We start from the raw sequence: 20,296 nt of genomic DNA on the forward strand, positions 1-20,296 counted from the left end.
TGGCGCTCATTTCGAAGCCGGTTGATATTCTTAAGGAATAAGAGACCGAAATTCGGCTGCTCCGCACTCGGCTTTTTTCTCGCAAAGTGGAATGGGAATGCGGGTGGATGCCTTGCTTCCGAGTGGCGTAAGGTACCGCATGTCATCAAGCGAGGGGGAGCGGAAACGCACATGCACGAATTCCCGTCCGGCGCCATCACGCCAGAGTTCAAAAATCAGCGCGCCGCCGGGCGGAGGATCATCGGCGGCAAACCCCTGGGCCTGCCAGTGCAAGCCCAAGGCGCCGCCCACATAGGCGATATTGCCGTCATGACCGACCAGAAGGGTGTAAGGACTGGCATCCGGATCAAACAAGGCCGCCTCAATGTCTTTCAAAAGCCCGCCAGCCGCATAGGTCGCCACGGCTTTCGGGCGGGCAATCAACCGGAATTCTTCGGCGTGTAGGGCCGACAAGGCGGTAATCTGCCTTTCGTTCACCTTGCCCCAGCCCACCTCAGTCATCGGGAAACCATTCGCGTATTCCAGCATAAGAATTTGCGACAGGCTGGAGGCCATCTTCAGGGCGCCGCTTACCTTTGGATCATGGCCACTGACATCCAGAACCGAGGGCATGTCGGTCAGGCTGCAAACCTTATCGGCCTCACAACCCGGCTGGCTTTTCAGGTTCAGAACCTCACTCAAAAGCGCGTAATCGGATTGATGAGCCTTATCAACGGCGGCCATGCCGCCCGACGGCAGCGCCTCGTCCGTCAAATCCTTCCTATCCAGTGGCGGCGACACCACATCCGCGTTAAACGGCGAAAACCGCGCATCGGCATGGCCTTCGCCGGCATGTTCCACCTTAAGACCACAGCCTTTAAATGCCGTGCCGGCGTAGATCTCAGCCGACCTGATTGTGCGCTGATCCGTATCCGCCACAATATGTATGGCGCCCGCCCGCGGGCAAGCCGGCCCCAATAAGCCTGTATAAGTCAAACGGTCGAATTCGGCGATGCGGGCAATGGCCTGCTCGCCGTGAGGGGTCAGGCTGGCCGGCGGCACAGTCCAGACCGGCCAGGCCTGATCGGTGAGTTCTCTCGGCAGAGGCGGGTCATTGTTCGGCCGCTTTATGCCGTGACGCATCAGGATGACCACCCTTTCGAGCGTCAGGTTTTTCTCCTCTGCAAAGGCTGCTGAGTGCGGAAGGGCCACCAGGCACAGGAAAAGGGCTGCGAAGGTCAGGATGCGGAATGGGATCATTGCGTGGTTATAGGGTTTGGGGGGCTGGTAAACTTATTTGCCCATGTGCCGGGCATTGGCGCCATATCGAGGTCAAGCGTGCCGCCTGAAACGATTTCCTTATGGGTTAGCCAGGCGCGGTCCAGGGCTTTGCCGTTCAGGCGCGCGGCGACCACATATATATTGTCGCCAGAATTATTGTGGGCGCGGACGGTGAAGCTCTTCCCGCCTTCGAGATGGATGGTACTGGCGGTAAAGAGGGGTGAACCAATATAGTAAAAGGGTTGTCCGGCATTGGGATAGAGGCCGATGGCGTTCCAGACAAACCATGACGACATGGCGCCGGCATCATCATTGCCGGGCAGGCCCGTATGTTTCAGACTATAGTTATCCGCCATGATCTGGCGAACGCGTTTTGCGGTCCTGTCCGGTCGACCGGCGTGAATATACAGATAAGGCGCCAGAATATCCGGCTCATTGCCCTGGGAATAATGGCCCGTATCAAACAGGCGGTCGAGCCAGCCCGTAAAGGCTTCCGCACCGCCGACCTTGTTGATCAGGCCGGAGACATCGTGCGGCACATAGGTTGAGTACTGCTGGCCGCTGCCTTCGTAATAGGGCGCCTCCCACCAGGGCGTAGACTTATCGGGATAGTCATAGGCACAGCTATAGTTCTCAAGCCACGCACCATCGGCATAGCGCGGATGGATGCAGCCCAGCTTGTCATCCCACAGTTTTTTCCAGCCCTGTGACCGCGCCAGATAGCGCGCCGCATCGTCACGTTTGCCAAGCTGGCTGGCCACCTCAGCTATCGCGAAGTCGTTATAGGCATATTCCAGGGTGCGCGAGGCCGAGCGCGGCTGGCTTAAGGACACATAACCGAGCTTGAGATAATCCTTCAGAACCCGGCCCTGAAGCAGCGGTTGATCGGATTCGACCTCCCCATCGGTCTTCAGCGCGGCATAGGCCAGATCATAGTCAAAGCCGCCCAAATCCTTGACAATAGCATCCGCCACAACAACATCGCCGTTCGATCCGCCCTGGGTCATGCCATTGGCGCCGGCGATGCGCGCATCCGGCAGCCAGCCAGTGTGCTTATAAGTGTCCAGCAGGGAGCGTATCATGTCACGCTGCCTTTGGGTCTCTATCAGGGTCAGCAAGGGATGCAGGGTCCGAAAGGTGTCCCACAGCGTGTAGAAGTCTTCGTAGTGGGGCTCGGTCGAGTCCCACCAGGCATTGTCGCCGCTCAGATCGTGGGGCATGGTTTCGCTGTGATAAAGCGCCGTGTAGAAGATGCGTCTTTGCGCCTCTGTGCCGCCGTCCACGGTGATTTTTGACAGTGCCTGGTCCCAAAGCCCCTGGCCACGCAGGCGTACAGCGTCAAAATCCCAGCCTGGCGCCTCAGCCGCCAGATGCGCCCTCGCCTTTTCCGCGCTGATAAAAGACACCGCGACCTTCACCTGGACGACGGGGTTTTGGGCAATGTCAAATCGCGCATAGCCTCCCAACTTGTGGGCGAAGCCCTGATCGATATCGTAATCGACCATGACGCTTTGCTTATGTGCCAGGCTCAGGCTTTGCGGAAGGCCATCCAGACTGCCGGTGCCGGGATGTGCTTCAAAGCTCCCCTGACTGGCCCTCCACGCGCCCACCTCCAGGGATGGCCGGTCAAAAACGGCATAGAAATAAATCCTGTAAGGCGTCGGGTTCCAGGCGCCTTCAAAACTGGCCCAGCCGGACAGGGTATGATCGTCAATAATATCGACATGGGAAGCGGTTGCGCGCTGGCCCTTTCCGCCCATTTCCACAATGGAACTGACATTCAAAATGACGTTGCCCGGCATAGAGGCCCGCTCGCCGGCGGCCGGCGGGAAGGTCAGGCGCATAAAACCGACCATGCGCGTGGCCGTCACTTCGGTCTTGATGGCTTCGTCTGGTGCATTACCCAAAACAACACTGTAATAGCCGGGCGAGGCCATCTCATGACTCTTGGCAAAGACCAGATGATTGGCACGCAGCGGGCCAACGGTCGGTGATATCCGGAAATTACCGTACTGACTATCACCTCCGGTGCCACTGACATGGGTCAAACTCAGGCCCATAATGGGGCTGCCTGAGTCATATCCATTGGTATCACCCCTGGTGGTATCCGGGCTGAATGTGACGAAGCCGAAAGGTATTTGTGCGCCAGGCACTGTGTTGCCGCCGACGGTTGACCCGCCATCTACGCCTATAAAGGGATCAACCAGGGCGGACAGCCCCTGCGCCTGTGCGGCCGATCTGGCGGGATCAGCCAGGGCCGTCCCGTTAAGCGTGACTGTGAATAACGCCACGAGGGGCAGGATCTGAAACCGATACATGTGTGAACCCTCTTATCTCAAGGCGCATATCGCTGCGGCGCACCGGCAAAGGTCAATTCGATGCGATCCAGCACCACGCCCGGATCGAGGGCATAGATTTTCACCACATGGTTGCCGCGCGACAGGCTTACCTTGCCCGCCTCACCCAGCGCCGTATTGCTCAGCACATTGCGCTTCCAGGTATCGCTGCGGCCGACCGTCTTGAAATCGACCGTCTGGATGGGACCGTCATCAACCTGAACACCGACCTTGAGCCCGGTCTCCGGCGACAGCGGATGGGTGGGCAGGGCAATCACGGTCAGGTCAGCCTCGCCGGCTGTGGTGGTAAAGACCTTGTAGCTCAAAGGCTTGGCATCCTGCGGCTGGCGATGGCCCGGCAGGTCGAGGCGCGAACGCAGGACGCGCCCCTGACTGCCGAGTTCATCAATCACCTCCCAATCACCCGAAGCGGTCGACGCCGCCGGGACCGTCACCCTCCGTTCTGTCTCCACGGCATTGACCGGTGCGGAAGGCCCGTCCACCACATCGACCGGCACCTTGAAGGTCTGGGCGCCGCAGGTGATTGCCATCTGGCTGGATTGCCCCTGCCCGCTCCAGTGGAATCCCGGGCGCGACTGCCAGCGCGACGCTTCATCGAGGGTCAGGCGCGTCGCATCGGCGCTGATACCGGCGATCGGCGAAATCGTTACCGGGGTATCCCCGGCCTCGCGGCTGTAGACCTCGACCACCTGATCGCCAGGCACGCCCCGCACAAAGGTCAGGCGCGGGAAGTCATGGGCATTGATCACCCGTCCGCCGGAAAAGGCCAGGTCACAGCCGGGCCGGTCCGAGGCGGCATAGTGCGGCCAGGCGGGCGGGGTAAAGACCGGCAGGTCTCTAGGCCGGGCATCCATCATATGGCGCCATTTGCCGTTTTCCAGGGCGTTGTAGGCGGCGGTATCGGCATCAATGCCGGCCTGCGCCGCCTGCGCATCCTTGACATAGCTGTTGGCGCCGGCGCGGCCGTCACGCGCATAAAGCGCCGCCAGATCAAGCGACAGGATACGCTTGTTGAGATTGCCGGCGCTGCGCACCGGGTAGAGCACCAGCTCGAAATAGGCGGCCTGCCGGTCCGCCGGCAAGGTGGCGCCCAGCGCCTCTGCCCGCTTCGTCAGGCGAGCATAGGCCGCCAGACGGGCCTGCGCCTCGTAACCGTCCTCGCCGATAAAGCCGTCGGTCTGCGGCCGAGTCACCGGCTCGACACCGTTCCAGCCGAGGAATTCCGGCCGCCGGGCAAAGGCCAGGTCGTAATAATCCATCAGTATGGCGGCAATTTCGGTCGAGCTTCCCTCATCGAACTGTGTCGCGGCCCAGCGGCGCAAAGCGTCGCGCGGCGGTGTTTTGAACTCATTCGCATCGAAAGCCAGGTCGAGGGCGTACTGCGTCAGAAACTCGGCGGGTTTGATATCGCCGACATTGAAGATCCATTCGCGCCGCGACTGACGCGCCCAGGCCTTGCCCATTTCCTCGGCGATCAGACCGGGATGGGTAGTGGCCAGCCAGAGATAATCGTGCGGCTGCCCCCAGTAGGATAGGTGATAATAGACACCCGTACCGCCGGGGCGCTGGATTTCTGCCTCGGTCGGCAACTGGCGGATGTAGCCGTAATTATCATCAGGCCACAGGAGCGTAATGTCTTCCGGCACCTTGAAGCCAGACTGGTAGGTATCAAGCACCTCCTTATAGAGCGTCATGGTCTGCGGAATTTTGTCGGCGGGCTTGCTTAAGGTCCGGCTCAGGATATCGCGTTCGCTGTCGAGTGCCATTTGCAGGCCCTCGCGCGCCTGCGCCAGTGTATCGGCGCCTTCCATCGGGGTATCGTGAACGCCGCGCAGGCCCACCGTATAGAGATTATCGAAGCCCTTGACCTCGGACACACGCTTTTGCCAGTAGGCCGTCATGCGGTTGCGATTGGTAAAGATATTGAAATCACCATCCTGCTTTTCGTTCCACTCGCCGAAATTGTTACGCATCAGGGCTTCGGAATGGGAGGTGCCCATCACGATAGCGTAGTCATTGGCCAGTTTCGGATTGGCCTTGATATCGTAAAAAGGCGTCGAGACATCGTGCATGGCCGGCCACAGGGTATTGGCCTTCAGCCGCCACATCAGCTCGTAAATCCGGGCATAGGTTTTCGGGCCGATATTGCCGGTCTGCGGATCGTAGGTCTGGGCTGCCCAGGGTTTCAGCCCCCAGTCCTCGTCATTGAGGAAGAGGCCGCGATAGGTCACGGAAGGTGCTTTCGACACAACGGGCGCAGCGGACACATGCAGGCGCTCGACGCGGCGCGGCGAGACATCGGCCCACCATTCCCAGGCCGATACACCCATTTCTCGCGTCAGATCGACCACGCCATAGATCATCCCTCTTCGATCGGCGCCGTAGATCAGCAGGATATTCTGGTGCGCCGGTGTGGTGATGACCACGCGTCCGTAACGCTCCCACGCCCCCGAAAGGGCCGTCAGATCAATATGATGGGTTTGCGCCAGTTGCTTCACCAGCGGGCTTTCCAGATCGCCGATCACCACACAGTCGGGCTTGCATGCCGAGAGACGGGTCGCGACGACCGGCGCCTGGCCCGATATCTTTTGCAGGTCACCGGCCAGCATCCGCGCCGCCAGGCCGGCAGTGGCGCCCTTTCCGCTGTAGATGAGACTGGCGACATGCCTGCCATCATAAAGCGCGAAATCCGGCGATTGCGCCCAGGCGCCCCCTGCCATCGTGGCGGCCATCAGGCCCACAGCGGACACACATATTCGCCGGCTTTGCTTCATTGACGCTTCCTCATCCTGGCCAGGGCTATTTTTCGTATTTCAGCGCAGCACCCCAAACTGATCGACCAATTATCAGCAGATCAGCATCGCAAAGGCAAGAGAAAAACCTGACGCGCGCTACGCAGCGCATTAAAATGACTCCACCCCTGAAAGCCTGATTGCTACCACCTTGATCATTTGGTCAACCAGTTATAGGGTCTAAAAAACATCGAATGCCGCCCGAAAAGGACTCGCCGTGATACAGCCCAGCCGCCGCACCCTGCTCCAGACCGCAGCCGCCCTGACGGTGCCGCTGGCTACCGCACCCGCCTGGAGCGCACCGCAAAAACCACAAGTCACTGATGATCTCGCCCCGCGCGAACGCCTGTCGCTGGATTTCGGCTGGCGCTTTGCCCTCGGCCACGCCACCGAGGTGCATCGTGATTTTGACTTTGGCCTCGACCAGAAGACCTTCGCCAAGCAGGGTGCCAATGTCGCCACCGCCGCGGCGCTCGATTTCGACGACGGCACCTGGCAACCGATAAACCTGCCGCACGACTGGGTAGTCGACCTGCCCTTCGCCAAGAACGACTATTTCATACCGCCGGCGAACCCAGAGGATGGTGATTCCGCCGCCGGTCATGGCTACAAGGCGGTCGGGCGCAAATTCCCGGAAAACAGTATCGGCTGGTATCGCAAGGTCTTTACCCTCAGCAAGGCCGACGCCGCCAAGCGCCTGACGATCGAGTTCGACGGCATTTTCCGCGACGCCACCATCATCTTCAACGGCTATATCCTGACGCGTCATGACAGCGGCTACTGCCCGGTAACCGTCGATATTTCCAACTTCATCAATGTCGATGGCCCAAACGTGCTTGTGGTCCGTGCAGACGCCACCCTGGGGAAGGCTGGTTCTACGAAGGCGGCGGCATTTACCGCCATGTCTGGCTGGTCAAGACGGCGCGCACCTATATCGATCAGTGGGGCGTCTGCATTCGTTCAGATACCACCGGCAAGCTGTCGATCGACACCGATGTAACCAATGCCACCGATGACGACCGCCACCTCCAGGTAGTCTCGACCGTGATGGATCGGGACGGCAAAACGGTCACGCAACTGACCGCCACCGTCGATGTGCAAGCCCGCAAGAGCGCCACGCTCAGCCAGGCCGGCGCCCTCTCCTTGGTACGGCTGTGGTCGCTGGATGATCCGCATCTCTATGCCGTGCATACCGAACTGAAGGATGGCGATACGGTCATCGACACCTGCCGCAGCCGGTTTGGCGTGCGCGACATCCGCTTCGACGCGAAAGAGGGCTTCTTCCTCAACGGCCAGGGAATGAAGATCAAGGGCACCAACAACCACCAGGATCATGCCGGCGTCGGTGTGGCCATCCCGGACGCCCTGCAATACTGGCGCGTGAAGCAACTGAAGGACATGGGCTCGAACACCTGGCGCTGTTCGCACAACCCGCCAACGCCGGAACTGCTCGATGCCTGCGATGAGCTGGGCATGATGGTGATCGATGAAACCCGGATGATGACCTCGACACCGACCGGGCTCGAACAACTGGAAACCCTTATCCGCCGCGACCGCAATCATCCGAGCATCATCCTGTGGTCGATAGGCAATGAGGAAACGGCGCAGCAGGGCACCGAGCGAGGCTTAAAGATCGCCATGGACATGCGCCGCCTGGTCAAGTCGCTCGACCCGACCCGGCCGATCACCGCCGCCATGAACCACTATATGGGCCACGGCATCACCCCGGCGCTCGACGTGATGGGCTTCAACTATCATGAATCGGACATCGAGCCGTTCCGCCAGCTTTACCCGGACATGCCGATCGTCGGCACGGAAACGGCCAGCGCGGTCTCGACGCGCGGCGAATATGTGCGGGACGACGTGAAGGGCTATGTGCGCGCCTACGATCTTGACGCCCCCTCATACGCCAAGACCGCCGAGGCCTGGTGGACGCTTTATAATTCCAAGCCCTATCTCTCTGGCGGGCTGGTCTGGACGGGCTTCGATTATCGCGGTGAGCCGACCCCCTTCAATCGCTGGCCGGAAATTTCCTCGCACTTCGGTATACTGGATACCTGCGGCTTCCCGAAAGATATCTACTATTACTACAAATCCTGGTGGCAGTCGGCTCCAATCATGCACCTCTTCCCGCACTGGAACTGGGAGGGCCAGGAAGGACAGGATATCGCGGTCTGGGTCCATTCCAATCTTGATGCCGTAGAACTGTTCGTCAATGGCAAGAGCGCCGGGCAGAAGACGGTCATGAAGGACCGCCACCTTGAATGGTCGGTGCCCTATGCGCCCGGATCAATCACCGCCTATGGCTACAGGAACGGCAAGGTGGTGATGAAAGAGACGCGCAAGACGGCCGACCCCGCTTATAGCGTCACCCTGACGGCGGACCGCACCGGCCTTAATGCCGACGGCCGCGATGTGATCATGCTGAAGGCCGAGGTGTTCGACCGCGCCGGCGTGCCTGTGCCGCGCGCCGACAACCTGATCCACTTCGATGTCGACGGCCCGGCCCGGATCATCGGTGTCGGCAATGGCAACCCAACCAGCCACGAGCCCGACCATGCCTCCTCGCGCATGGCCTTCAACGGTCTGGCCCAGGCGATCCTGCAAGGCCAGCGTAAGGCCACAGGCACCGTGACCGTGATTGCGCGCAGCAACGGCCTCGTCTCCGGTCGGTTGACACTCAAGGCGATGGACGTGCCCTTGCCGGTGGAACTCTAGGCAATGAAAAAGCCCCGGCAGATTTGCCGGGGCTTTTCGTTATTTGATCGGGGTCACGGCCTTGGCGGTCGGGTGGACCTCATTGATCGTGCCGTCCGGATTATAGGTCATCGGCTCTATCGCGATGGAGCGTTTATAGTCGCCGCCGCCCGGCAGAAGGCTGTTGTGATAGAACAGCCACGACTTGCCTTGGCGCTCAATGATCGCCTGGTGATTGGTCGAGATCGGCAGGTAGTCGAGGATCACACCGCGATAGGCATAGGGCCCCATTGGCGACTTCGAGGTGGCATAGACGATCTGGCCCGGCCAGCCGGTCGAGAAGCTGAAATAGTAGAGCCCGTTGTGCTTGTGGAAGAAGGGCGCCTCGCCGTATGTCTTCTTCGGATCATCCGACGGGAAGCCGGTGATGACCAGATCCATGATGGGACCATCGGTATGGATCATGTCGCGCTTCAGCTTGACCACCTTGGGCACGCGCGTGCCAAAGGCGAGATAGGCCTGGCCGTCATCATCGATCAGCACGGTCGGGTCGATCGGCTCGGCCCCGGCATTGGCATCGCGCGCCTTGTCGATCAGGGCGTCGGTCCGGGCATCGACAAACGGCCCTTCCGGCGATTTCGACACGGCCACACCGATCTTATCGCCTCCGACGGGGGCGTAATAATAGTATTTGCCGTTGCGATAGGCGGCTTCCGGCGCCCAGGCCTTGGCATCAGGACGCGCCCACTTGAATACCGTCACCGACAGGAAAGAACCATCGTCCCGCCAGTGGCCCAGATCCTTGGAACTGAAGACGCGCCAGTCGGTCGAGTCCCAGTACTTGCCGGAATTATCCTGATCATTGGTGGCGTACAGGTAATACCGCCCCTTGAAATAATGCGGCGACGGGTCGCCATTGAAACGGGTGGATATCGGTGCGCCAACAAAAGCCAGGGCCGCAGTGGAAAAGACAGCCAGTCCCAGGATGATACCTATTGCCGTTTTCAATTTGCTTTTGGTCTTCATAGTCTTGTGACTCCTGACGATTATGGTTTCATCGCCCAACGGCCGGGCTGGCTGCCCAGCGTCAGTTCAAGGGTGCCGCCTTTCGTGATTTGGACCTGCGAAATCCAGGGGACATTCAGCGGCCGGCCGTTCAGAGTGGCTCTCTGTATATAGATCTGGTCCGGGCCGGTATTGCAGGCGATGATCGTAAAAACCTTGCTGCTTTCCAGATGGATAACGGTTTTGGGCTGATGCGGACCGTGCAGATAGAACAGATCGGTGCCCAGCTTCGGGAACAGGCCGATACGGTTGAAGACGTAGTGCGAACTCATGGCGCCATTGTCTTCATCACCTGGATAGGCGTCGGCGGGGAATTTCTTGAAAATTTCATTGGCCCAGTAGGCGCTCAGATCGGGGCGGCCGACATTACTAAACAGCCACGGCGTCGAGAAGGATGGCTCGTTGGTAATGTCGATCAGGCCGGATGACAGGGCGTGCTGAAGACGCCTGATGAACATCTCGCGGCCGCCCATGGCTGCGACCATGCCGGGGATATCATGCAGCATGTCGTAGGAATATATCCACGCCGTGCCTTCGTAGAAACCGACATTGTTGTAGGTCTTGCCATCCCAGCCCAGCTTCGGGTCGATGTCCTGGAAGGCGCCGTCGGCCTGTTTCGGGAGGATAAAACCTTTATAGCCATCGCTTTCCGCTTTCGCATTCCAGACATTACGCCACATCTTCGAACGCGAGGCCAGCACCGCCGCCTCGTTCGCATGGCCAGTGGCTTGCGCCAGCTTACCGGCGTAGAAGTCATTGAGCGCGAAGCCGATGGTCGATGATCCCGAACGGGCGCGCTGGTTATCCGGTTCCGGGCTTTTGTCACCGACGGCGAAATAGAGCTGGCTCAGATAGCGCGGGCTGCGGCGCTGAAAGGCATTGAAATGCGTCACACGGTAAGCATCCGACCAGTTGACACCGGGCACGCCGCGGATCAGCCCCTCGCCAATGACATTATCGACCTCGTCACCGCCCTGCCCCACATGGTAGTTCCGCCCGGCGATAAAGGCGGTATCGAAAGCGCCGAAGCGATCGAAGGCATGGACGATGGAGGCGATATTGCCGGCATAGTCACGCGGGCGGATCAGCGACATGAGCGGAAATTCAGTGCGATAGGTGTCCCACAGGGTGTAGTAGTCGTCCCAGTGCGACGTACCGAGATCGCCATCGGCCTGATCGAGCGAGCGATCGCGCGGCTGGATGGCCGTGTGGTAAAGCGCTGTATAGAAGCGCGTCATATCCGCTTCCGGCACATCGGAAATTTCGATCTGGCTGAGCGAGGTGTTCCAGGCGTCTTGCGCAGCTTGACGCACGCCGTCGAAATCCCAGGCGGGGATGTCGTGATCCAGCAGGGCCTCGGCCTTCTCAGCGGAAGTGAAGGAGACGGCGATCTTCATCAGCACCGGCTTCCCATCTTGCGCATCGAATGACCACCACGCACCGAGCCTCCGATCGGCGGAGGCGGCGCCTGAGGTCGCACCGGACAGGGTTTCGCCGTTCTTGAAAATACCCCAGGCCTTCGGTTTCTGATCGACCTGGGCACAGAACCAGATATCGACCAGGGCCGGATTCCAGTACCCCTTTGCCTTCACATGACCGATGATCTTGCCTTCCGCCGGATAGAGCGTCACATCGGCCTGATCGGAGGCCACCAGCCCCTTGATCTTGCGCGTGATGTCGAAGACGAGTTGCGCCTGATCCGTCTGGGGGAAGCTGACGCGATAGATGGCGGCATAGTGCGAAGGCGTGACCTCGACGCGGGTCTGGTAGCGATCGAGCGTCACCGCGTACAGATCAGCCGCCGCCTGCTCACCTGACTTGGCGGACAGGTGAGCGGCCTCATCGAAGACCGGCGCACCGACCTGCGGCGATACCAGAAAGGTGCCGTAGGTCGTGACCCCGCCGGAGCCCTGCGTATGCAACTGGCCAAAACCGCTGATCTGTGCCGCCGGGTCGTAACCGGCATTGCTGCCGGTCAGGGTTTCCGGGCTGGGATGAATCGAGCCCGATGGCAGGGCCGGCCCCGGCACCGTATCGCCCTGATTGTCATTCCCCACGCCGACCATCGGATTGACGTAGGTGTAGAGCGGTGTCTGGGCGTAGGCCGGAAGCGTCCATAAACAGGCGACGGCGCATAACAGGGCGGTCTTCATACGTCTTTTTCCAGTTCTATCATTCAGGCGCGGTCAGGTTCGCGGCGCAATGTTGGGCAATGAAGTCGCTGTGGCTCGGCATGTAGTCGCAGCATCGCGCGATCACCTCACGCATCTCCGCCAGCCACTTGTTCACGGCTGCTTCGTCAAGCGTCATAGCCAGGGCATCAGGCGCCGCGGGCCGCAGGCCCTGCCCCCACATCACCGCCAGCCAACTCTGAATGCGGAACTGTTCGCCGGGAACCTCCTGAATACGCCCGCGCGACTGGAAAAGGTCCATGCGATTTTGCAGGCTGTCGGGAATGGTCATGGCAGAACAGTAGCGCCAGAAATCAGAGTCCCTGCGCTCGCCGGCCCGATAGTGCAGGATGAGAAAATCGCGCACAACCTCATATTCACGCCCCATATCCGCATTATAGAGGTCGCGGTCGGCATCGGAAAAGCCCTTGTCCGGAAAGAGATATTGCAGGTAGGCGATCGCCTTCTGGATCAGCATGATGGCGGTCGATTCCAGCGGCTCCAGAAAACCGGCGGCCAGGCCGATGGCGACGCAGTTCTTTTCCCAGACCTTTTTTCGTCGGCCGGTGCGGAAACGGATCAAACGCGGATCGGCCAGGGCCGGGCCTTCAAGATTGGCCATCAACTGATCGGCGGCCTGTGTCTCGTCCATGAAGGCGCTGGCGAAAACCAGTCCATTGCCATCGCGGTGCTGCAAGGGGATGCGCCACTGCCAGCCCGATGCGCGCGCCGTGGACCGCGTAAAGGGCAGAGGCGCGCCATCGCGGGCGGTCGGTACGGCCCAGGCGCGATCGCACGGCAGCCAGTGCGACCAGTCCTCGAACCCGACACCGAGCGCCTCGCCCAGAAGCAGCGACCGGAACCCGGTGCAATCGATAAATAGGTCACCATCAACGGATCGCCCCTGGTTCAGGGACAGACCTTCGATCGAACCGTCGGCCGTCAGCCGAACCTGCTCGATCCTGCCCTCGATCCGCTGGACACCGGCGGCTTCCGATATCTGGCGTAAATACCTGGCGTACAGACTGGCGTCGAAATGGAAAGCATAGGTGAGGTCCGCCAGCGGCGAGTTCGCCCCGGAAGGGCGCATGAATTTGCCACGCCGGGCAGCCAGACTTTGCAGATTATAGGCTTCAAGGGTATCAGACGGATTGACGAGCGCGTGCCGCAGCCAGACACTGTGAAATGGCAAGGGGCCGTAATCCCGGCCAGGCGCCCCAAAGGGATGGTGATAGGCGCCGCCGACCCTTCCCCAGTTGACGAACTCGATACCGAACTTGAACGTCCCTCTGGTGAACCGCAGAAAGTCGTCTTCGTCGATCCCCATGACCTGATTAAACACATGCAGGTAGGGCGTTGTAGCCTCCCCTACCCCGACAATGCCGATCTCATCGCTTTCCACCAGAACGATCTCAACCGGTGTCCCGTGCAACAGCCGGGCGAACCAGGCGGCCGTCATCCAGCCGGCCGTGCCACCGCCGGCAACTACAATTTTTCGGATAGGTTCAGGCATTCAGGCTCCTGTGGTTTCCCGCCCTTGACTACATCCAACGACAAAGCCTGGCGAAAAGCGACTCCAAAAAAGAGCCTGGCCCCTGGGGAAGGGAGCCAGGCTTCTGGGAAGGTGGGCGTCAATCGGGGAGATAGGGCAGATTGACGCCTGGAGGTCCCAAATGTGCGGGCAGTAGGGAAAGCCCACCCGCACGGTAAGCAGAACTAGAAGTTGGCCTTGACGGTCAGGGTGTATGTGCTGCCGTCGTAGTCGATCCAGCGAACCAGCTTGTAGTCGTTTTCGTATTCAAAGCGCTTCGAGTTCGTCATGTTGTACGCATCCAGGGATACGGTAATCCGGTCATTAACATTATATGACGCGGAGAGATCGAGCTGGCCACGGGCCTTGACCGAACGGGCGCTGCCGCTGTAGGTGCCGTTGGCATTGAGCGCATAGTCCGAACGCCAGTTATAGGTGGCGCGAACGCCCCACTTTGTGGTCTCGTAATAACCGATGACATTATAGGTATGTTTCGAGATGCCTGGGAACGGCGCCAGCGACGGGCTCTTTGCCTGCGTGAAGGCATAGTTGAAGTTGCCGCCGAAGTTCTTCCAGAAGCCCGGCAGGAAGTCCAGGTTCTGCTGGATGTTGAACTCAAGACCATGCACATAGGTCGGCTTGTCCAGATTGTAGCTGCCGGAGGCGTAGATGTAGACGGTCTTCGTGCTGCTGCTCAGGCTGGTGGCGATACAGTTTGTGCCGTTCCAGTTAAGCGCGCCATACCCCCAGTTGGAGCCATCAGCCGGGCACAGAATGGCCGGATCGCTGGTGCCGGCAATGCGTCCCGTGATCTTCTTGTCGAAATAGGCCAGGGAGATCAGGCTGTTCGGGCGGTTGTACCATTCCAGGGAGAGGTCGTAGGAATCGGCCAGATAGGGATGGAGCTGGTTATTTCCGATCCTGACGGATGCATTGTCAATTTCCATCGATGGCGTCGATGAACTGCCGTCACGCACGGGTTGCCCGAAGATAGAAACCGGAGAATACTGGCGCGCCTGCGGACGGACATAGGTCTTGTAGTAGGCGCCGCGAAGAACCAGATTTTCCTGGATATCGGCCGCAAAGATGGCCGACGGCAACCAGTAATGATACTTATTCTTGATTTCGTGCAGGCTGTAATTTGACAGTGAGCCTACGCCGTCAGCAAATGCAGAGGTCTGGTCGAGCGTTTGTATCGTGTTGGCCGTGTCTTCATAGCGCACACCGAAGTTACCGCGAACACGATGCCCGATGATCTGGGTGTCGTACTTGGCCTGGATATAGGCTTCGGTGAGGTCGTTGCTGTTGGTGTAGTTGTAATTGGCAAAGGCGCCATCGGCATAGAGGATATTCAGACCGACGCCGGACAACCCGCCACCTTTGTAAGCGGTCACCGGCGTCACGGCGGACAGGAACTTCTCAGGGTCGATAACCTGCCAGTTCTTGGAGATAGCCGCGTCGCCGTCCATGAAATCATCGATCGACGGGGCCGCCATGATCATGTCTTGCGTGATCTTGGTCGTATCGATACCGTAAGCCATGTTACGGAAGCCCTTGGACTTGAAGCGGTTCTGCTCAAGGCGCACCCCGCCCTGGATGCTGGTGATCGGACCAAGCTCTACAAAGCGTTCAAGATCGAACTGAGCCGAATTGACCTGATTGTAGGCGTAGCTCTCGGAACCGGAAATGTTGAGAGTATAGGCACCATCCGCCGTATTCAGATTCTCCGGGTCGCAAGACGTCCAGTTCCATGCGTTTGTCACGAATGTAGCGGATTGTTGGCAAGGCACACCACCTACAACGGTAGATGCTGTTGCATCGTGGAACGCATAATTGAAAATGGCGTTCTGCGGCGTCGGCGTAACGGCGTAGTTGAAATCGCTCAAGCTGCCCAGGCCGGTGTTGAAATTGGCTGTAATGCCGTTTGTTCCGCCCGCGTAATTGGGATTGGTCTGCAGATCGAGCTCGGTCTCAAGCGACGAACTCAGGCCGTTCGAAATCGACAGAACGCCTGCCGCACGCCACTTTTCATTGCGCCAGTCGGCATTGGCGACGAGCCCCTTGGACTGCTGATGTTGCGAATACAGACGCGTCGATGACTTGGCAGGGAAGTTGGTCATCGTGATGTCAGGATAGAGATAGCGTCCGTCGGAGGTCGCCACCGGATCGCCATTCGTGGCCACAGTACCCGCGCCATCCCACATCGAGTTGATCAGGAAATACTGCGTCGTCTTCGGCAGGTTACGATCGGTATAGAAGCCGACGATACCGAGCTTGGTTTCGTCATTGGGCTTCCATTCCAGTCCGGCGGAGCCGGTCCACAGGTCGCCCTCGTTCACGCGGGTATACTGACGCAGGGCGCTGTCATACCAGGCGCCGGCCGTACCCTTTGAACCCGTCGTGCTGTTGACGTAGGCAGCCGCGTCAGCATCGCTCATGTTCAGAGCGCTGCCCAGAGAGCGACAGAAGGCCGTTCCCGAGCTGGTGCAGGCCGTCGGCGAATAGAAGGCGCCGTATTTTGACGCAAAATCGCTGGCGGAAAGCCCCGTCCCCTGAGCGGTGAGAACGCTGTAGGTGTTGAAACGCAGCGTATCGCGGCGGAAGTTTTCGTGCTTATAGGCAAGCGTTCCGAAAACGGCGAGCGTCGGACTGATATGCTTGTTGTAGCCCAGGGTAAAGGCCGGCGACGACAGCTTACCAAGCGTATTATATTCGTAGGCCGCCTTGGCGAAGCCGCCATCCTTGCGCGACAGGGCGGGCGCAATCTGCATGTCGATATTGCCCGAAAGACCGCCAGACTGGGCATTGGCCATGGGCGACTTCTCGATCATGAAGGCGCTGAAGATGTCCGAATTGAAGGCGCCCAGCGGACCGGAGGAGTCGTCGCTCAGGGAGGGCGGATCAGCAAACGCCTGGCCATTCAGTGTGGTGCGGGCATAGGAACCCGGCATACCGCGCAGGTTGATGGTGGCGTTGCGGCCTTCGGCTTCACGGTTGATCTGGACGCCCGGCACGCGCTGCAGGGCTTCACCCACGTTCAGATCCGGAAAGCGCCCCAGACCGTCCGAGGAGATACCGTCGGTAATTTCGATATTGTTACGCTTGGACTTTACTGCGTCCGCATAGCTTTTGCGGAAACCGGTTACCACGACTTCGGTCGTATCTGACGGGGATGCCTGAGCGGTCGCATCCGCTGTGCCTGAAGCCGTTTGCGCAAAGGCCGACGAGCCGATCAGCAAGGCCGCTGTCGCCGCTCCTGCCAGGATAATGTGTTTCTTTAGCATTTTTTGTTCCCTTTATTCTTGATTATTCTGAAATCTGCGCGGTAAGCCCGCAGAATTCAGGTTGAGCCAATACGCACGCCCGCCGCAGTCGCGATGGACCTTATTATCGCCCCCGCAATTTGCAGCCGGCAGATCACACTAGAAAACTGAATTCATGGCACGCGACACATCAACCAATTTGACGGTCTCGCATTTCACATCGTGCATGTGGTCGGATACCCGCCGACCGATCATGCCTTCTTACCAACTAGCCTGACTCACTTATAAGCATTTCGGCGAACCCTGTTTGGTTTATCTCTTTTGTCACACAATATATGCTTTTCGCAAAATAGATCAACCAATATTTCTTGATATCGCCCTCCATTTTTTCCAAATTGGTTGGCCAAAAAAAATTTTCCCATTATAATTCAAATTATTAAGCCACCTTCAGCCGCTTCAAAAAATTGACACACTCTTGACGAATTTCACAAATTGGTTATCCAAATACCCCACACTGTTGAGTTACAGACCAATGTGAGCGATAACAGCCCACACAAAAACAGGATGGACCGCTGAGATGCGACACCGCGTCATTCAGCTTACGGTCGATAAACAGGGCGAAATTGGATGACCGATTCGAAAAAAAAAGCCATTGTACGTGCCTGAGGGACACGCCATATTGCCGGCGTCCCGTGCGGGTGATGCGAACGCCCGCACAGCCAAGCCCGCCTTAACCCCGAAAAAGGCCAAAATGATCACATCCCCCGACAAGGAACCGCGCTTTTACCAGGCTGTGGGCCAGGACCTGATCGAACGCATTATGGCCGGTGAGTTCAAGGCCGTGGAACGCCTGCCCAGCGAACGCGAACTGGCGGCGGCCTACGATGTCGGCCGCGCGGTCATTCGTGATGCACTGGTCATGCTCGAAGTCAAAGGCCTTGTCGAGGTCCGCCAGGGCTCCGGCATCTATGTTACACGCCGTGCCCGGGAGGCGCAGGCCCTGAAACTGAACGACATCCCGGCCAGCCAGATGCCGGAGGCCCTGCCCGCTGCCGGTCCGTTCGAATTGCTCCAGGCCCGGCAATGGCTGGAAAGCCATATCGCCCGCCTGGCCGCGACCTATGCCACCGATTTCGACCTTAAGGCCATTTCCGAAGCCTACGAAGATCATCAGCGCGCCCCTTATGGCGAGGTCAAGGAAGCCATGGATATCCGCTTCCACCTGACGATCGCCCGCGCCACGCAGAACATGGAACTGGTGGCCGTCGTCCAGCAACTGCGCAATCGCCGGGAAAACAATCCGCTATGGGCGCGCCTCAGCGAGCGTATCCGCGACCCGAACTACCGCGACCGCTGGGTTATGGACCACAACGAACTGGTAGACGCCCTGATGCGCCGCGACCCGGAAGGGGCCTATGTCGCCATGTGGCGCCATATTGAAAATGTGCGCAAGTTCCTGGAATCCCAGATGAATGACGGCAGCGAAGCCGGCTGAGGCACAGCAGAATAGGTATGCGGCGGGCCGCAAAAGCCGCCCACCGCACCTCCGGCCTAGTTCAACTGCACGACAACAACAGACTTCGACGGAATGTCGAGGGTCAATTGGTTGCCCTTGATCTTGCCACCCGTATAGTCGACAGGCGCGACCGCGGCCTTTACGCCAGGCAGATTGGCGGCATCCATCTTGTCCGCTGTGAGCACCTGGCCGCCAACCTTGGTCACCTTAAGCCCGCTGACATCGACCGACAGGACGATATTGTCGACCGGGTCCATATTGGCAATGCCGATATAGACGTGACCGTCCTTACCGCGCGCCGCCGAGGCATTGAACGCGGGAATAGTAGTGCCGCCGGCGCTGTATTGCGGCGCCGTAAAGGTCAGAGGCAGGGCCGTCGCGTCCTGGAAGGGCACATACATCTTGAAAGCGTAATAGGTCGGCGTCAGCTCGATCTTGTCCTTATCGGTCAGGATCATGGCCTGAAGGACGTTGATCGTCTGGGCGATGCTGGTCATCTTCACGCGGTCAACATGGTGATGGAAGATGTTGAAATTGGCGGCAGCCAACACGGCATCGCGCAAGGTATTCTTCTGGTACAGGAAGCCGGGATTGGTGCCCTTTTCCACGTCATACCAAGTGCCCCATTCATCGACGAACAGGCCGACGCGCTTTTGCGGGTCGTACTTGTCCATGATCGCTTCGTGCTTGCTGATGATCTCTTCCATCTTCAACGTGCGTGAGAAGGTACTGACCCACTGGTCGGTGCTGAAGCCGGTCGCCGCCCCCTTAGCGTTCCAGTCACCGGTCGGCAGGGTGTAGTAATGCAGGGAAATGCCATCCATCTCCCCGCCCGCCATCTTCATCAGAGTATCCGTCCATTCATAGTGCTCGGCATTGGCGCCCGAAGCGATCTTCAGGCCCCGATTGGTGTCACTCTTGTGGAAAAATGCCTGGAAGCGGCGATATTCATCGGCATAATATTCCGGACGCATCTGGCCGCCGCAACCCCAGCTTTCATTGCCGATTCCCCAGAAGGCCACCTTCCACGGCGCGTCACGACCATTCTTGCGGCGCTCATTGGCCAGGGTATCGTTGCCCGGCGAGGTCATGTACTCCACCCACTCGCGCATATCCTTCGGCGAGGAAGACCCGACATTGACCGAGAGATAGGCTTCGGAGCCGATCTGGTCGATGAAGTCCATGAATTCGTGCGTACCGAACTGGTTGGTTTCCGGCGCATCGCCCCACCAGTTGTTCTTGCGTACCGGGCGCTGGTCACGCGGACCGATGCCGTCGCGCCAATCATATTCATCGGCGAAGCAGCCGCCCGGCCAGCGCACGACCGGTACATGCAGGTCCTTCAGCGCCGCCACAACGTCGCTGCGGATGCCGCGGACATTGGGAATCTTCGAGTCCGGCCCGACCCAGATACCATCATAGATGCCGCCGCCCAGGTGTTCGGAGAATTGTCCGTAAATATAGCGGCTGATCGTGCCGCCGTTTTCGTCCGCTTTCAGCGCCGCATCAGCGCGCAGGGTATCGGCATTGGCAATCTGAAAGGCGCCCGCCGCCAAAGCAAGCGACAGACAGGCCGTGGAGACCAGGGATCTGAATTTCATATCACATTTCCTCTATTATATATTATAGTCAGACAATTTAATC

At 59.1% G+C, this 20,296-nt stretch carries 11 protein-coding genes; 3 read left to right on the top strand and 8 right to left on the bottom strand.

Annotated elements, in window-relative coordinates:
- Nucleotides 1–30 precede the first annotated feature (30 nt).
- From NVV72_00850 to NVV72_00860, 3 genes are read right to left on the bottom strand one after another with little or no spacing between them, the layout of a single operon-like run.
- Nucleotides 31–1,239: a hypothetical protein gene (locus NVV72_00850; GenBank protein ID MCR6657942.1), complete on the bottom strand. Its 1,209-nt coding sequence runs from the start codon at nucleotides 1,237–1,239 to the stop codon at nucleotides 31–33.
- A complete protein-coding gene (locus tag NVV72_00855; protein ID MCR6657943.1) occupies nucleotides 1,236–3,578 on the bottom strand; it encodes a GH92 family glycosyl hydrolase in 2,343 nt (780 codons plus the stop codon). The genes NVV72_00850 and NVV72_00855 overlap by 4 nt, the downstream gene beginning before the upstream one ends.
- Before the next feature lie 17 nt (nucleotides 3,579–3,595).
- The gene (locus NVV72_00860; GenBank protein ID MCR6657944.1) at nucleotides 3,596–6,367 is read right to left on the bottom strand and encodes a glycosyl hydrolase 115 family protein; all 2,772 of its coding nucleotides are present in this window, start codon (nucleotides 6,365–6,367) and stop codon (nucleotides 3,596–3,598) included.
- A 259-nt stretch (nucleotides 6,368–6,626) separates the two neighbouring features.
- Here NVV72_00860 and NVV72_00865 point away from each other — a divergent pair, with 259 nt between their 5' ends.
- Nucleotides 6,627–7,409 carry a hypothetical protein gene (locus NVV72_00865; GenBank protein MCR6657945.1) on the top strand — a complete coding sequence of 261 codons (783 nt, stop codon included), beginning with the start codon at nucleotides 6,627–6,629 and terminating at the stop codon, nucleotides 7,407–7,409.
- Nucleotides 7,394–9,127: a DUF4982 domain-containing protein gene (locus NVV72_00870; protein ID MCR6657946.1), complete on the top strand. Its 1,734-nt coding sequence runs from the start codon at nucleotides 7,394–7,396 to the stop codon at nucleotides 9,125–9,127. The genes NVV72_00865 and NVV72_00870 overlap by 16 nt, the downstream gene beginning before the upstream one ends.
- A gap of 39 nt (nucleotides 9,128–9,166) precedes the next feature.
- Here the strand turns inward: NVV72_00870 and NVV72_00875 are convergent, their stop codons facing one another.
- The 4 genes from NVV72_00875 to NVV72_00890 form a co-directional block, all read right to left on the bottom strand.
- A complete protein-coding gene (locus NVV72_00875; GenBank protein ID MCR6657947.1) occupies nucleotides 9,167–10,132 on the bottom strand; it encodes a family 43 glycosylhydrolase in 966 nt (321 codons plus the stop codon).
- Between the two features lie 20 nt (nucleotides 10,133–10,152).
- Nucleotides 10,153–12,324, bottom strand: a complete 2,172-nt coding sequence (locus NVV72_00880) for a GH92 family glycosyl hydrolase (protein MCR6657948.1) — start codon at nucleotides 12,322–12,324, stop codon at nucleotides 10,153–10,155.
- A 19-nt stretch (nucleotides 12,325–12,343) separates the two neighbouring features.
- Complete coding sequence (locus NVV72_00885) at nucleotides 12,344–13,855, bottom strand: tryptophan 7-halogenase (GenBank protein ID MCR6657949.1); 1,512 nt, start codon at nucleotides 13,853–13,855, stop codon at nucleotides 12,344–12,346.
- 203 nt (nucleotides 13,856–14,058) lie between these two features.
- Nucleotides 14,059–17,157, bottom strand: a complete 3,099-nt coding sequence (locus tag NVV72_00890; protein MCR6657950.1) for a TonB-dependent receptor — start codon at nucleotides 17,155–17,157, stop codon at nucleotides 14,059–14,061.
- 730 nt (nucleotides 17,158–17,887) lie between these two features.
- On the opposite strand from NVV72_00890, the gene NVV72_00895 reads away from it, so the two are divergent.
- Entirely contained in the window at nucleotides 17,888–18,631 is a 744-nt protein-coding gene (locus NVV72_00895; protein MCR6657951.1) for an FCD domain-containing protein, read from the top strand.
- A gap of 56 nt (nucleotides 18,632–18,687) precedes the next feature.
- Here NVV72_00895 and NVV72_00900 read toward each other — a convergent pair whose 3' ends face one another.
- Nucleotides 18,688–20,253, bottom strand: a complete 1,566-nt coding sequence (locus tag NVV72_00900; protein MCR6657952.1) for an alpha-N-arabinofuranosidase — start codon at nucleotides 20,251–20,253, stop codon at nucleotides 18,688–18,690.
- Nucleotides 20,254–20,296 lie beyond the last annotated feature (43 nt).

The organism is Asticcacaulis sp. (assembly GCA_024707255.1).
Classification (GTDB): Bacteria; Pseudomonadota; Alphaproteobacteria; order Caulobacterales; family Caulobacteraceae; genus Asticcacaulis.